General features: G+C 59.0%; 10 protein-coding genes. 6 read left to right on the forward strand and 4 right to left on the reverse strand.

Features of this window, described 5'->3' with window-relative positions:
• Nucleotides 1-9 precede the first annotated feature (9 nt).
• Both AC1RMX_RS17950 and AC1RMX_RS17955 read left to right on the forward strand, forming a co-directional pair.
• On the forward strand, nt 10-1,743 hold the full coding sequence (locus AC1RMX_RS17950; RefSeq protein WP_493072660.1) for a PTS fructose-like transporter subunit IIB: 1,734 nt from the start codon (nt 10-12) through the stop codon (nt 1,741-1,743).
• 59 nt (nt 1,744-1,802) lie between these two features.
• The gene (locus AC1RMX_RS17955; protein WP_493072661.1) at nt 1,803-3,344 is read left to right on the forward strand and encodes an alkaline phosphatase D family protein; all 1,542 of its coding nucleotides are present in this window, start codon (nt 1,803-1,805) and stop codon (nt 3,342-3,344) included.
• Between the two features lie 50 nt (nt 3,345-3,394).
• Here the strand turns inward: AC1RMX_RS17955 and AC1RMX_RS17960 are convergent, their stop codons facing one another.
• Together AC1RMX_RS17960 and AC1RMX_RS17965 are read right to left on the reverse strand one after the other, a co-directional pair.
• Nucleotides 3,395-5,923, reverse strand: coding sequence for a PepSY domain-containing protein (locus AC1RMX_RS17960; protein ID WP_493072662.1), 2,529 nt, complete (start codon nt 5,921-5,923; stop codon nt 3,395-3,397).
• Between the two features lie 132 nt (nt 5,924-6,055).
• A complete protein-coding gene (locus tag AC1RMX_RS17965; RefSeq protein ID WP_102619411.1) occupies nt 6,056-8,380 on the reverse strand; it encodes a TonB-dependent receptor in 2,325 nt (774 codons plus the stop codon).
• A gap of 207 nt (nt 8,381-8,587) precedes the next feature.
• Between AC1RMX_RS17965 and AC1RMX_RS17970 the strand changes: the two genes are divergently transcribed.
• The 4 genes from AC1RMX_RS17970 (at nt 8,588) to AC1RMX_RS17985 (ending at nt 13,406) form a co-directional block, all read left to right on the forward strand.
• Nucleotides 8,588-9,268 (forward strand): Fe2+-dependent dioxygenase, encoded by a 681-nt coding sequence (locus AC1RMX_RS17970; RefSeq protein WP_085698411.1) that lies wholly within the window; start codon nt 8,588-8,590, stop codon nt 9,266-9,268.
• On the forward strand, nt 9,269-10,027 hold the full coding sequence (locus tag AC1RMX_RS17975; RefSeq protein WP_096818876.1) for a tetratricopeptide repeat protein: 759 nt from the start codon (nt 9,269-9,271) through the stop codon (nt 10,025-10,027).
• A gap of 235 nt (nt 10,028-10,262) precedes the next feature.
• On the forward strand, nt 10,263-12,482 hold the full coding sequence (locus tag AC1RMX_RS17980) for an alpha-xenorhabdolysin family binary toxin subunit A (RefSeq protein ID WP_096818878.1): 2,220 nt from the start codon (nt 10,263-10,265) through the stop codon (nt 12,480-12,482).
• 45 nt (nt 12,483-12,527) lie between these two features.
• Complete coding sequence (locus tag AC1RMX_RS17985) at nt 12,528-13,406, forward strand: hypothetical protein (protein ID WP_255261900.1); 879 nt, start codon at nt 12,528-12,530, stop codon at nt 13,404-13,406.
• A gap of 43 nt (nt 13,407-13,449) precedes the next feature.
• Here AC1RMX_RS17985 and AC1RMX_RS17990 read toward each other — a convergent pair whose 3' ends face one another.
• Nucleotides 13,450-14,613, reverse strand: a complete 1,164-nt coding sequence (locus AC1RMX_RS17990; RefSeq protein ID WP_102619415.1) for a type III PLP-dependent enzyme — start codon at nt 14,611-14,613, stop codon at nt 13,450-13,452.
• 323 nt (nt 14,614-14,936) lie between these two features.
• Nucleotides 14,937-15,119, reverse strand: a complete 183-nt coding sequence (locus tag AC1RMX_RS17995) for a hypothetical protein (RefSeq protein ID WP_176504815.1) — start codon at nt 15,117-15,119, stop codon at nt 14,937-14,939.
• Between the last annotated feature and the right edge of the window lie 27 nt (nt 15,120-15,146).

Genomic DNA, 15,146 nt, shown 5'->3' on the forward strand with positions numbered 1-15,146 from the left:
GGGTTTGTCATGAAGTTAGCCATTGTCACGGCCTGCCCGAACGGCATGGTCACCAGTGTGCTGTGCGCCCGGCTGCTGGATGCTGCGGCCCAGCGTCAGGGCTGGAGCACCAGCGTCGAAGTGGTGGATGCGGCGCATCCGGAACGCGAATTGTCGGCGGCCACGATCGAGGCGGCGGAGTGGGTGTTGCTGGTGACCACCGGATCGGTCGACATGACCCGATTCGTCGGCAAACGGGTCTACAGGATTGCCCCGGCGCAAGCGTTGCAGGATGTCGAAGCGGTGCTGCGTCGCGGTGCCGAAGAAGCCGAAATTCATGTTGCCAGCGAAGTTGCACCGACGGCCGCTGAGCAACGCGCACCTCGCATCGTCGCTGTCACAGCGTGCCCGACCGGCGTCGCCCATACCTTCATGGCGGCTGAAGCCTTGCAGCAAGCGGCCAAGCGCCTGGGCTATGAGTTTCTAGTGGAAACCCAGGGCTCGGTCGGCGCGCGAAATCCACTGAGCGCGACGGCAATTGCCGAGGCCGACGTGGTGCTGCTGGCAGCGGATATCGAAGTCGCCACCGAGCGTTTCGCCGGCAAGAGAATCTACCGCTGTGGCACCGGAATCGCGTTGAAGCAATCCGAAGCCACGCTGAAAAAAGCGCTCGCTGAGGGCCAGCAGGAAAGCGCCGCGAGCGACGGCAAGGCCCCGGCCAAACAAGAGAAAACCGGCGTCTACAAACACCTGCTGACCGGTGTGTCGTTCATGCTGCCGATGGTGGTGGCGGGCGGCTTGATGATTGCGTTGTCGTTCGTGTTCGGCATCACCGCGTTCAAGGAAGAAGGCACGCTGGCGGCGGCGCTGATGCAGATCGGGGGCGAGACCGCGTTCAAATTGATGGTGCCGTTGCTGGCCGGTTACATTGCCTACTCGATTGCTGACCGTCCGGGTCTGGCACCGGGGATGATCGGCGGTTTGCTGGCGAGCACCCTGGGCGCCGGATTCATCGGCGGGATCGTCGCCGGTTTCATTGCCGGTTATGCGGCGAAGCTGATCAGTCGTTATGTGGCATTGCCGCAGAGTCTGGAAGCGCTGAAACCGATTCTGATCATCCCGCTGTTCGCCAGTCTGATCACCGGGCTGGTGATGATTTACGTGGTCGGCAAACCGGTGGCCGGGATGCTCGCGGCGCTGACGCATTTCCTCGACAGCATGGGCACCACCAACGCGATCCTGCTCGGTGTGCTGCTGGGCGGCATGATGTGCGTCGACCTCGGCGGGCCGATCAACAAGGCTGCGTATGCGTTCTCGGTGGGGCTGCTGGCCTCGCAGAGTTACGCACCGATGGCCGCGACCATGGCCGCCGGCATGGTGCCGCCGATCGGTCTGGGTATCGCCACGTTCATCGCCCGACGCAAGTTCGCCCAGACCGAGCGCGAAGCCGGTAAAGCGGCACTGGTGCTCGGGTTGTGCTTCATCTCCGAAGGGGCGATTCCGTTTGCCGCGAAAGACCCATTGCGGGTGATCCCGGCGAGCATTGCCGGCGGTGCGCTGACCGGTGCGCTGTCGATGTACTTCGGCTGCAAGCTGATGGCGCCGCACGGTGGCCTGTTTGTGCTGGCGATCCCGAACGCGATCAACCATGCGTTGTTGTATCTGCTGGCAATCGTTGCGGGCAGCCTGCTGACGGCGGTGGTGTATGCGTTGGTCAAGCGGCCGGAAGCCGTCGAGCTGGCGCTGGAGCCCGCCAACGCCTGAGGTGTCATACCCGCTTCATCTGGTGATGGTTAAGTTTTCCTTTTTTCAGGGAGAACAGCATGAGCGATTTCAACCTCGGTCGCCGGCGCGTGATGCAAGTGGTCGGCGCCGGTTTGCTGATGCCAGGGCTGGCACCGGCCGTGATCGCCTCGGTCAAGGATCGACCGCAACTCACCGACGGCGTGCAGTCCGGCGACTTGCAGGGCGATCGGGCGATGATCTGGAGCCGCAGCGATCGCCCGGCGCGGATGGTGGTGGAGTGGGACACCCGCAGTCAGTTCCGCCATCCGCGACGCGTCATCTCCGCGTTGGCCGACGCGCGCAGCGATTTCACCGCCCGCGTCGAACTCACCGGATTGCCCGCCGATCAGGCGATTTTCTACCGCGTGTATTTCAAGGACGCCCAGACGGGTGTTGCCAGCGAACCGTGGCTCGGCCACCTGCGCAGTGCACCGACCGCACGGCGCAATATCCGCTTCGTGTGGAGCGGCGACACCGTCGGCCAGGGCTTCGGCATCAACCCCGATATCGGCGGCATGCGCATCTACGAATCCATGCGCATGCGCCTGCCGGACTTCTTTATCCACAGCGGCGACACGATCTACGCCGACGGCCCGGTGCCGGCGCAACTGACCACCGAGGGTGGCCGCGTGTGGCGCAACCTCACCACCGAAGCCAAGAGCAAGGTCGCCCAGACCCTCGACGACTATCGCGGCAATTACCGCTACAACCTGATGGATGAAAACATCCGCCGCTTCAACGCCGAAGTGCCGCAGATCTGGCAATGGGATGACCATGAAGTGGTCAACAACTGGTCGCCGGGCAAACAGCTCGACGAGCGCTATCAGGAAAAAGATATCCACACCCTGGTCGGCCGTGCGCGTCAGGCCTGGCTCGAATATTCGCCGATGCGCCGTCAGGCAGCGGACGGTGGCGGGCGGATCTATCGCAAGCTGAGCTACGGGCCGATGCTCGATGTGTTCGTACTCGACATGCGCAGTTATCGCGGCGCCAACGACGACAACCTCGGGGCGGAAAAACCGTTCCTCGGGCGCGAGCAATTGAACTGGCTTAAGCGCGGATTGAAGGCATCGAAAGCCCAGTGGAAAGTCATCGCCGCCGACATGCCGATCGGCCTTGGCGTGCCGGACGGCGAAGTCAGCCCCGGTGTGCCGCGTTGGGAAGCCGTGGCCAACGGCGACCCCGGCCCGGCTCAGGGACGTGAACTGGAAATCGCCGAATTGCTGGGGTTTCTGCGGGCGCAACAGGTGCGCAATTTCGTGTTCCTGACGGCGGACGTGCATTACTGCGCGGCGCATCACTATCACCCGGATCGGGCCGCGTTCCAGGATTTCGAACCGTTCTGGGAGTTTGTCGCAGGGCCTCTGAACGCCGGGAGTTTCGGGCCCAATCCGCTGGACAAGACCTTCGGCCCGGAAGTGGTGTTTCAGAAAGCACCGCCGACGCAAAACGCTTCACCGTTTGCCGGGTTTCAGTTTTTTGGCGAGGTGAACATTGAAGGACAGAGCGGGGAGTTGAGTGTGGTGTTGCGGGATCTGGATGGGGTGGCGGTGTTTGAGCAGAAGCTGCAGCCAGTCTAAATGCAGTGAACCTGTGGGAGCAGGCTTGCTCCCACAGGAATGCAGGTGAATCAGTAAACGTCGCGGCGATAACGACCCTGTTCGATCAGGCGTTCGACTTCGGCGGCCCCCAGCACTTCATTGAGCACCTGATCCACCCCTGACGCCATGCCTTGCAAGCTGCCGCAGATGTAGATCACGGCACCGTCCGCCAGCCATTTCTTCAGCTCGGCAGCCGACTCGCGCAAGCGATCCTGCACATAGATTTTTTCTGCCTGATCCCGCGAGAACGCCAGGTCCAGTCGCGCCAGATCACCGTTGATCAGCCACTCCTCCAGCTCTGCACGACAGAGGAAATCGTGTTCCCGGTTGCGCTCGCCGAACAGCAGCCAGTGGCGTTGCTGCCCGTCGGCAATCCGCGCCTTGAGCAGGCTGCGCAGGCCGGCAAGGCCGGTGCCGTTGCCCAGCAAGATCATCGGCACCGGCTGGTTCGGCAGATGGAAGCCGCTGTTGCGGCGTACCCGCAGGCTGATGCTGCCACCCACGTGAGCATGCTCGGTCAGCCAGCCGGAGCCGATGCCGAGGGTGCCGTCGCTGTGTTGTTCCTGACGCACGATCAATTCCAGCACGCCGTCGGCGGCAATCGAGGCGATCGAGTATTCGCGCATCGCCAGCGGCACCATCGCATCGACCAGTGCCTGGGCATGCAGGCCTACAAGATGGGCGCGGTGTTCGGGCAACTGGCGGGTGGCGAGGGCCACTTCCAGCGACTCTTCCAGGCCGTTGACCTTCACGCTGGTTTCGCCACGAATGCCGAGGCCGTCGAGGAAATGTTCGATGGCCCACGGGCAATTGCGTGGCAACACTTCCACCAGATCGCCAGCGAGCCAGCTGCTGGTGTCAGGCGCCGAGAGACCCAGCAGGAAAACCGGTGAACCGCTGCTGTCAGGGTTCATCAGTTCGCGGCGTTCCAGCGTCCAGTTGCTGTAGCTTGGTGCCTGCCAGGTGTCGACCGGTGCTTGCCCGGTGATCAGGCCGAGCTGGGTCTGCCAGTGACGCAGTGCGTAAGGATCACCATTGTCGACCTCCACCGGAGCGAACAGCGTCTTGCCGCCATGCTCGCCCAGCCATTGGTGCAGACGTCGGGCGAAACCGCAGAAGTGCTGATACTGACGGTCGCCGAGACCGAGTACGGCGTAATTGAGGCTGTCGAGTGTCGAGGCGTTGTTCAGCACTTTGCGTTCGAAACCGCGAGCGCTGTCCGGTGCTTCGCCGTCGCCGAAGGTGCTGACCACGAACAGCGCATTGTTGGATTCCTGCAGATCCTGCTCGCTGACATTCGCCAGCGGCTGCACCTTCACCGGCAATCCTGCTGCCTGCAACTGGCCGGCGGTCTGCCAAGCGAGTTGCTCGGCAAAACCGCTCTGGCTGGCGAAACCGATCAACCATGCCGGGGTGTCACCGGTCGGTTGCTCGAGGCCTTGGCGGGCATCCTTGATCTGCTTTTTCTTGCGGCGGCGATCGAGGTACAACAGCCATCCGGTGATAAAGAACAACGGCATCAGCACCGCTGCGACTGTCACGATGATTCGCCCGACCAGACCGAAATAGCTGCCGACGTGCAGCGCGTAAATGCTGGTCAGCAATTGCGCCTTGAAGCTCTTGTCTGCGTAGCGGTCGACGCGTTTGACGACGCCGGTGGCCGGGTCGAGGATGATCTGGTTCAGCGCGCGCTCGTGGGGCGAGCTGTCTAGCAGATAGAACACGGTCGCCGGTTGGCCGGCCACAGGCGGCATTCGGATGTTGTAGGAGGCGAGGCCTGGACCTGCGGAGCTGTAGATGCTGACCCACATTGCGGCGTAATCGGCGGTCGGCGCCGGGCCTTCAGGTGCCGGGCCGCGTCCGCCGCGCACGCGTTCGTTTTGCGGCGCATCGGAAAGCAGTCTGGTCAGGCCTTTGTTGTACCACTCGTAGGACCAGGACAGACCGGTCAGCGCCAGCAGCAGGTAAACCAGCATGCACCAGGTGCCGAACACCGAGTGCAGATCCCAGTTGAAGCTGCGGCCCTTTTTCTTCCAGTCCAGGGTCAGCCACACGCGCCAGCTGTTCCACTGACGCGGCCAGCGCAGGTACAGGCCGGACAGGCAGAAGAACAGCAGCATCAGGGTGCAGGCGCCGGTAATGTTGCGGCCGGTGTCGCCCATGGCGAGGAACCGGTGCAGTTGCAGCATCAGGCCGAAGAAGTCCTGGCCGGTGGCCTCGCCCTTGAACTCGGCGGTGTAGGGATCGAAGTAGCGCATCTCGCCACGACGCTCACCTTTCGGCGGGGTGAACCAGACGCGTCCGGCGCTGCCGCTTTCCGTTTCGACCGAGAGCATCGAGACTTTCTTGCCCGAGGCCGCTTCGATGTGCGCCACCAGGTCGGCGGGCGGCAGGACGCCGGCCACCTGCTTCTCCACCTGCAACACGGATGGGTTGAGGGCTTTCAGGATCTCGTCCTGAAACGAATAGGCAGCGCCGGTGATGCCCATCAGGGCCAGCACCAGCCCGGCAGTGATGCCAAAAAACCAGTGCAACTGGAACAGGGTTTTCTTCAACACGTCGCTTGCCTTGTCCGTTCGGAAATTGTGTTCACGGCGTGCATTATGCCGTGGCTTATCGAGAAACGTTCTTTATTACGCACAAAAGCCCCGTTCAAGTGAATGAACGGGGCCCGAGGCTTCCGGCTTCTATCAGAAGTGGAAGTTGGTGCTCAGCAATGCCGTACGGCCCGCCGCCTGGTTGGCGAAGTGAGTCGAGAAGGCTTTGTCGTAGTAGGTTTCGTTGGTCAGGTTCTGCACGTTCAGTTGAAGGTCGACGTTCTTGGTCAGCTTGTACGCAGCCATCGCGTCGTAGCGAACGTAGGAATCGACCATGGTGGTGTTGGCCACGCTGCCGAACACGTCATCCACGTAGAACGCACCGCCCCCGATGGTCAGCTTCGGCGTGACCTGGTAAGTGGTCCACAGGCTGGCGCTGTTTTTCGGCGTGTTAGGCAGTTCGTTGCCGTCGGTGGCACGGTTCAGCGGGCCGCCATCCACTTGCTCGCTGTCCATGTAGGCGTAACCGGCGAACACTTGCCACTTGTCGGTGATCTTGCCGCTGGCCGACAGCTCGATACCTTGTACACGAGTCTTGCCGGCGTTTTCGTACGACGTGGTATCAACCTGGACACGCGCGTTTTCTTTCTCGGTGCGGAAGATGTCGGCGGTCAGCGACAGGCGATCGTTCAACAGATCCCACTTGGTGCCGATTTCGTAGTTCTTGGTGGTTTCCGGCTCCATGTCGCTCTTGAGCAGGTTGCCGTTGCGATCGGTGGTGCCGCCCAGCGGGTTGCCGTCCATGCCTTCGCCCAGGGTGTTGCCCGGCGGCGTGGCGGAGGTGGCGTAGGAGGCGTAGATGCTGCCGTTCTCTGCCGGTTTGTAGACGATGCCGAACTGACCGGTGACAAATTCGCTGGTGTCAGCGCCTTTGGCGGTGGTGGTGCCAGCGTTGTTGTAGGTGTGGTAGCCGGTTTCGAAGTGGTCGTAACGCAGGCCCATGTTCACCAGCCATTGCTGGGACAGTTCCAGGGTGTCGAACACATACAGCGCGTAAGTATCGGACTGGGTGTCAGTGCCGGCGTAGTTGCGCGAAATGGCGCCGTTCCACGGATCGTTCGGGTTCGGGTTCGACAGCGAGGTGCAGTTGTAGCCGCTCGACGCGCCGATCATCGACGGGGTGCAGTTGGTGCTGGACGGCACGTTGGTGGTGCGCGGCGTGGTATCGGTGTTGACGTTGTAAGAGGACTTGCGGCTTTCCTCACGGGTGTATTCGACACCGGTGGAGAAGCTGTTCTTGAAGCCTGCAACGTAGAAGTTACCGAACAGGTCAGTCTGGTTGGTGGTGGTCTCGGTGTTGCTCACGCGAGTGTTCGCACGACGCCAGACGCTGCCGTTGTTGACGTTGCCCTTGCTGTCGTCCGGCTGGGTCAGGATGTAATCCTGCATGCTGGTGCCGTGACGCAGAGTGTTCTTGATGGTCAGCGAGTCATTCAGGTCATGCTCGATGGCGAACGTCGCGGTGTCGGTACGACCCTTGCGGAAGTCGCGACCGTCCAGACCGTAGAAGTTGCTGTGATCGCCGCCCGAGTACGGCTTGTCCGGATTGGACTTGGTACGTGCCGCCGAGCCGGCAGCCGGAATGGTGTACGGGATGCCCGAGTCCGGCGTGTCGTTGCTTTCGAGATGGTAGTAGTCGAGGTTGACGCGAGTATCGGTGCCCAGGCCGAAGGCCAGGGATGGTGCGATGCCCCAGCGGTCGTAGTCGACGCTGTCGCGACCGGCGACGTTGCTCTCGTGGCTCATCAGGTTCAGACGGCCGGCTGCGGTGTCGCTGAACTGGTAGTTGCCGTCCAGGGTGTAGCGCTGGGTCTGGTCGGAACCCCAGGTGAAACCACCGTCGAACGAGTTGCCCAGGTGCGCTTTCTTGCTCACCAGGTTGATGCTGCCGCCCGCCGCGCCGCGACCGCCGATGGCGGAGTTCGGGCCCTTGCTGACTTCGATGTTTTCCACGGCGAAGATCTCGCGGCTCTGCGAGCCGGTGTCGCGCACGCCGTCGAGGTAGGTGTCGCCCTGGGCGTCGAAACCACGGATGAACGGACGGTCGCCCTGCGGGTTGCCACCTTCACCGGCACCGAAAGTGATGCCCGGTACGGTGCGCAGCGCGTCCTGCATGTTCAGGGCGCCGGTGTCCTTCAGGACTTGTTGCGGAATAACGGTGACCGAGCGCGGCGTATCGACCAGCGGCGCGGTGTACTTGGGCGAGGAGGCTTTCTCGACCTGGTAGGACGTCGAGTCCTGGGCTTCGCCGGTGATGGCGGTGGCGTCCAGGGCGATGGCATTGCCGGAGGCTTTGCTGTCGGTCTTTTCAGCGGCGAACACCATGTGGCCAGCGGAGCCGGCGGTGATTGCCACGCCGATGGCGGAAGCGAGCAGACGTGGTGAACTGACCGGTAATTGTGCTTGTTGACGTGCCATTTTTATTCCCCTCCCCAAGGATTTGAGGCGGCGGAATATAGGGTAAACAGGTATTCGTATCAATTGCGAAACATTGCTATCCGCACTGAATTTACATTCTTTACAATTTAACCTTACGGTTTTTGCCAGTTCATTCGTCTAGCGGGTTTTACACAGCCAATAAGAATCAATACCATTGCCGCCTCTTTGCCATCAGGTGACTTCGACATGCTGCTGCACATCCCCGCTCTGTTCGAGAAAGACGAAGTGCGGCGCATCCGCGAGGCTCTGGAGCAGGCCGACTGGGCCGATGGCAAGATCACCGCCGGCTATCAATCGGCCAAGGCCAAGCACAATCTGCAACTGCCCGAAGGCCATCCGCTGGCCAAGGAAATCGGCGCCGCGATGCTTGAGCGCCTGTGGAAAAATCCGCTGTTCATGTCCGCCGCGCTGCCGCACAAGGTATTTCCGCCGTTACTCAACTGCTACACGGCGGGTGGCAGTTTCGATTTCCACATCGACAACGCCGTGCGCCAGCCCAAGGGCAGCATCGAGCGGGTACGCACCGATCTGTCGGCCACGCTGTTTTTCAGCGAACCCGAGGACTACGACGGCGGTGAGCTGGAAATCCAGGACACCTTCGGCACCCAGCGCGTGAAACTGCCCGCCGGCGACATGGTGCTTTACCCCGGCACCAGCCTGCATAAAGTCAACGCGGTGACTCGTGGCGCTCGGTATGCCTCGTTCTTCTGGACCCAAAGCCTGGTGCGCGAGGACAGCCAGCGCGCCTTGCTGTTCGAGATGGACGGTGCGATCCAGCAACTCACGCAAGACATGCCCGATCACCCTTCGCTGATCCGCCTCACCGGCACCTATCACAACCTGTTGCGCCGTTGGGTCGAGGTCTGAGTGGCGGACTTTCGGTTACGTCGCGAAGAAGTCCTCGACGGTGAACGCCTCACCGCCATGCTCGAAGAAAGCCCGGCTCGCGCGGCTCAGGCCATTCTGTTGGCGGCGGGCGAGGGCGTGCTCGAAGCGCAGGCGCTGCTCGGGCAGATTCTGCTCGATGGTCATGGGATTGCTCAGGATCAACCGCTGGCATTGCGCTGGTTTGAAATCGCCGCAGGGCAAGGTCATTTGATGGCGCGCAACATGCTCGGTCGCTGTCATGAACACGGGTGGGGTTGTGTGGCCGACGCCGAGCGCGCTGCGCGCCATTACCAAACAGCCGCCGACGCGGGGCTGGATTGGGCGATGTACAACCTGGCAAACCTGCACGCCACCGGACGTGGAATACCCGAAGACCAGGCGCTGGCCCTCGTCCTGTACCGCCGTGCTGCCGAGTCGGGGCATGCCAAGTCGATGAACCTGCTGGGCCGGTATCTGGAAGAGGGACGCCACTGTCCGCAAGACCTGCCAACGGCGCGCGACTGGTATCGGCGTGCGGCCGAGGGTGGCGACTTTCGTGGGCAGTTCAGTCATGCGGCAATGCTTGCCGACGAGGGGCGCATCGATGACGCACTCGGCTGGCTGCGCAAGGCGCTGGACGCGGGCAATGTGAATTTCCTGCGAGTCGCCAGTGAGTCTTTGATGAATGCTCAGTACTCGCAAATACGCGCAATGTCCGACGCTTATAAGTTGCGGCTGGCAGAACTAGTTGCTTTGTAGTTATTTATTTTGCAGTTGATTGATTTAATCAAGTTGATCGGATTGTTGTTCGGTGCTTGCGCGGGTGAGTGGTTTGTTTGTCTTGATTGCTAATATTTAAGTGCTTGTTGATTATTGTCTTGCTGTCCTAAGGTTGTTTTGCGATGTCGACGCTCAAGTTGGAATGAGTCGCTCGGTGATGTCGTATATCTAAAACGACTTTTATTAAGTATCCGAAGAAGACAAGGAGTCTCTTATGGAATTCAAGATGGACAGCAAGATTGCCGAGGTCGCCGCAAAGGCGCCTCGGGTGTTTGTAAGTGCTTCGCTCGGCGAGAGTGAAGAATACAATCGGGAAACCGGTATTCAATTAACCAAAGAACAGATTGTCAGCCTGCGCAAGTATGAAGTGCTGGGGTTGTCGCTTCCCGTTCGGCTGGCGGATGTCGTTGCCTATCTAAACTATGGCGCCGGGGATGCAGGGGGCGTTGGTCTCAAGGCCACGGATTTTTTGCGGACATTCACCTACACCTACGACCATGCCAAGCGCTGGTCACCGTTGCGTGAAAAAATCATGCTGACAGGGACCGATCTCAAGATTTTTGCCGGCAGCATTATTCGTACGGGTGAAGGAATCGTAGAGATCTACGAAGACCTGAAAGCCTCCAGGTATCTGGAGGAATACGATATCAATACGCCGGAAGAGTATCTGGAGTTGAAACGCACGATTCCGGGTCTTCCAGACCTGGGTTTGCCGTCCGGTGATGTGCCAGAAATCAAGGTCTACCTCAATGACATGCTGGCCAAAGTCATGCAATGCCACGCGAAGGCCGAGTATGTCAGATCAGAGCTCGACAGTTTTGGCGCTGACATGCGCGAGATCGTGCTGCCGGAGATCAGGCTGCGACTGGAGTTCGTGTCGCGCAATACCTATCAGGCAGACATCCAGGCCCTGCAGGACGAAATCGACCAGCGCTCGAAAGAAATCGATGAGCTGAACAAACAATATGATCAGTTGGTTCAGGAAGCGATCAGGTCAGCAGCGACACTGAATATCGGTGGTTTGATTCTCGGCATCTATCAGGGCGTCAAGGCTGAAAAAATCCGCAAGGAGCGAAACAGGTTGAAGGCAGAGCAACAGGCTTCCAACCAGGTAATGGCCAGCAAAAACCAGACGCTGAGTTCCCTGAACAAAGTGCGCGATGATTTACAGAACCTGAGTTATGTAGCGATTGAAGCTGAAGTCGCCACGCAAAACCTGATGCTGGTCTGGAATGCACTGAGTACTTATATCACTGCATCTGTCAAAGAAGTTGATCTGCTTGAGGAAGCCACTTCCCTGAGGAAATTCAAAAATCAGATTCTCGGCATTATTGATCCGTGGGAGCAGATCAAGGTGAGTTCCGATCAGCTGTTGGACGTCTTCGCTGCGGCAGATAAAGAATATGGAAACAGCTTTACAGTATTCGGGAGTAAAACAACTATGTTGTCGCCAAATAATCATCCAGCCGTTTCGGATTTTGACATCGTTGCTTTGCGTTCCTGCGCTGCAGCTGTTCAAACAAGCAATGTCACTGCACAAATGCTGGGTGAGCAATTCAATTATCTGCCGGGTACCGTCCGCACAATGAATGGGCTGACGGTGGCTATCCAGAAAGCCACATTCGAACTTCGTAATCAGGCCCAGACTACGGGGATCAATCTGGAGCGTGCGCAGAACAAGCTGGAAATATCTCAGGCCGAACTTCTCGAATATCCGGAAGACGCGGATGAAATCCGCGAGGAAATGGAAAGCGAACTCAAGAATGTATCGATGAAAATCTCCGAGCACACAGGTGACTTGAAGATGACGCACAGCAGCTTGAGTACCGCCTATGACCGATCGGCTTCGGCGCAATGGATCGTGACGCTGCAGCAGGACCGGGCCTTCACGGAAGCCCTGAAGGTCAAGTCGGAAGAAAAAGTCGCCGATTTCGAAAAGCAGATGAAATCGGTGTCTGAAGCGCTCGAGCTGATTGCGAACGCCGGGGTGGAGAAAATCGGTAAGGAAGCCCAGCTGACGCTGGATAACCTGAAAGCACTGGGGCTGGCGCCACCGCAGGTTCAAGTCGCGTTGTTCGCCATTGATACCTTGAAAAAAATGATCTCGGGTATTGGTGAGGCGATCTCTTATCTGAACATGCTGGCGGCTTACAACCAACTCAAGGAAAAAGCGGCTGATCTGAAGGCGCAGTTGAAGAAACACATCAACGATATTGCGCAGATCGATGGAAAGATTCACCTGGTGCAAGTCCTCGACCAACTGGACGAGGAGCGCTGGAGTTACGTGAATGAATTCTCGAATCTGGTGGCCGTATTCGAGTCCTTCGCCCGAGACTTCAAACAGGACAAGTCGCAGCCTGTCGAGCAGCGAACGGCTTCTGCCATCGCCCGTATTGCCGACGTCCGGCAGTATCTGAAAACGGTTCAGCAGTAAGGAGTCGAGGCGGTGGGCGTTCAGCCCACCGCTTCCCGATCAGTCATGAATACACTTGCCTATGAGTTTTCCGCAGCACAACGACGCGTACTGGATCGATACACGAATTTCCTGGGCTCTCTGAACCCAACCTTCAATAACATTCCTTTGGTGTTCGAGCGCCGCAGAGCCATCGGTCATCAAATGGCGGTACTGGCCAACGATTCGCGTTTGAACAACGCCAGGTTCAATGCGCGCTACTTGCAGGAGTTCTGGGAGCGTACTGAAGACGCTCGACGCCTGTGCAGCACTTATGTTGCGGATCTCGCCCTGTTCACCGTTGAAACTCAGGAAATCATCAAAAACACCTCAAGGAACGAGCCCCTCAGTCAGGTGGATTTCAAGTTGTACAGTTTATCCAGGTCGCCAACCTGGAAGTTGTTTCCCCCCACCGATGTGCCGGACCTTGTTCACGAACTGGCACTTCGGTTTTCCTCGCTGAGGGCGGCGATACGCCAACTGAAATACACCATCGCTGAGGTGCATGACGAGTCGTTCGGGCTTAAGTCGGTGTTCATCAGGGCGATGGATCATCGCTCGTGCCAGTGTCATACCCAACCAACAGTGGTCGAGGAGTTGTTTCGCGAAGCGCGTACAGCACCAGTCTGGGACTTCGCTTGGTCGTCAGCTGATCCGCTCGTAAAAGCCGCAGAGTACAAAACCGATATCGCCGCGTTGTTTAACGGACTGGCTTCCGTGAGTTTGCAACTCAGCATGTTTCTCGAAGAGACCGGCTTGCGCATCGATACTGTGTTCTATGAGTTGTTGAGAGCTGAACGTGTATCGAAACTCGGGGAGTTGAATTTCCAGCTCGCCGCCTTGAAGGAGGGCGCTGAAGAGTTCATGGCGATGATCAATCACCTTGAGACTTGGCTGCGCAAATAAAAAAGGCCCATGCATGCATGGGCCTTTTCAGTTGAAGCGTCGCTTACACGTAGAACGATTTCAGCGGCGGGAAGCCATTGAACTCTACGGCGCTGTAACTGGTGGTGTACGCACCGGTCGACAGCCAGTACAGGCGATCACCGATCGCCAGGTTCAGCGGCAGGCCGTACTTGTAGTTTTCGTACATGATGTCGGCGCTGTCGCAGGTCGGGCCGGCGATCACGACTTCTTCCATCTCGCCTTTCTTCTCGGTCCAGATCGGGAACTTGATTGCTTCGTCCATGGTTTCGATCAGGCCGGAGAATTTGCCCACATCGGTATAAACCCAGCGCTCGACGGCGGTGCGGGATTTACGTGCAACCAGTACCACTTCGCTGACCAGGATGCCGGCGTTGGCAATCAGCGAACGGCCCGGCTCCAGAATGATTTCCGGCAGGTCATCACCGAAGTCTTCCTTCAGGAAGCGGATGATCTCTTCGGCGTAGGTTTCCAGGCTGTTGGTGCGGGTGATGTAGTTGGCCGGGAAGCCGCCACCCATGTTGATCAGCTTCAGGTGGATGCCGTCTTCTTCCTTCAGGCGCTCGAAGATCACTTTGACCTTGGCGATCGCCGCGTCCCAGACACTGATGTCACGCTGTTGCGAACCGACGTGGAACGAGATGCCGTAAGGCACCAGACCCAGGTCACGGGCGAGGATCAGCAGGTCCATGGCCATGTCGGTCTGGCAGCCGAATTTGCGCGACAGTGGCCAGTCGGCCGTGGTCGAGCCTTCGGTCAGGATGCGCACGTAGATTTTCGAGCCCGGCGCAGCCTTGGCGATGTTGCGCAGGTCGGCTTCGGAGTCGGTGGAGAACAGACGCACGCCCTTCTCGTAGAAGTAGCGGATGTCCTTGGATTTCTTGATGGTGTTGCCGTAGCTGATGCGGTCCGGGCTGACGCCACGGCCCAGCACTTTGTCCAGCTCATAGATCGAGGCGATGTCGAAGCTCGAGCCCTTCTCTTTGAGCAGGTCGATGATCTCGACGGCCGGGTTGGCCTTGACCGCGTAGTAGACCTTGGCGAATTCGAAACCGGCGCGCAGGTCATCGTAGGCCTGGGCGATCATCGCGGTGTCGATCACCACGAACGGGGTTTCCTGTTTGTCGGCGAACGCCTTCATTTTGTCAAAAGTGGCGCGCGCGAAATAGTCTTCGACCTGGATCGACATACTTGGGAGCTCCTATGGGCAAACTCGTAAAAACAATGGGTGCAAATGAACGCCCTCCGTATCCCCACTTTGGTTCGCCTACTTCCCAAGGCATGTCGCCGAAAGCAAAAAGGCCATGGGTCGCTGCCCTTGGCCTTGCTGTCTCGTCGTCAGTACTTGAGCCGGATGGATCGTTTCCAGCATGGACGTTCGGCGCGAACTTTAGGGCGTGAGGGGCCTGAGATCAACTAAAAATGTCGCGTTTTTGCACGCTTCTGACGTGCGTCGCGGATATCACTCTTTGTAGCCGACCGAGATGACGGTCAGATGTTCCGCAATAATTTTCAGGTGTTAAAAATACCTGCACGTTCGATGCCGATGCGCGCCAAGTCACGGATAAGTACGATCACTTCAACATCGGCGACGTTGGCGGCGAGAAGGGCGGGTGAGGGGGAAGTTGCTGGTTGAGACTGATAAAATCGGCCGGGTTTGGCCCTCTGATGTGTTGATATTTCTTGCCGGCTCATCGCCGGCAAAAAAATCCTGGCTTTGAG

The sequence above is a fragment of the Pseudomonas sp. GW822-FHT03F04 genome (assembly GCF_058801405.1).

Coding starts and splice junctions, on each gene's coding strand:
- AC1RMX_RS17950 (WP_493072660.1), top strand. CDS start 10: ATGAAGTTAGCCATTGTCACGGCCTGCCCGAACGGCATGGTCACCAGT.
- AC1RMX_RS17955 (WP_493072661.1), top strand. CDS start 1,803: ATGAGCGATTTCAACCTCGGTCGCCGGCGCGTGATGCAAGTGGTCGGC.
- AC1RMX_RS17965 (WP_102619411.1), bottom strand. CDS start 8,380: ATGGCACGTCAACAAGCACAATTACCGGTCAGTTCACCACGTCTGCTC.
- AC1RMX_RS17970 (WP_085698411.1), top strand. CDS start 8,588: ATGCTGCTGCACATCCCCGCTCTGTTCGAGAAAGACGAAGTGCGGCGC.
- AC1RMX_RS17980 (WP_096818878.1), top strand. CDS start 10,263: ATGGAATTCAAGATGGACAGCAAGATTGCCGAGGTCGCCGCAAAGGCG.
- AC1RMX_RS17985 (WP_255261900.1), top strand. CDS start 12,528: ATGAATACACTTGCCTATGAGTTTTCCGCAGCACAACGACGCGTACTG.
- AC1RMX_RS17990 (WP_102619415.1), bottom strand. CDS start 14,613: ATGTCGATCCAGGTCGAAGACTATTTCGCGCGCGCCACTTTTGACAAA.
- AC1RMX_RS17995 (WP_176504815.1), bottom strand. CDS start 15,119: ATGAGCCGGCAAGAAATATCAACACATCAGAGGGCCAAACCCGGCCGA.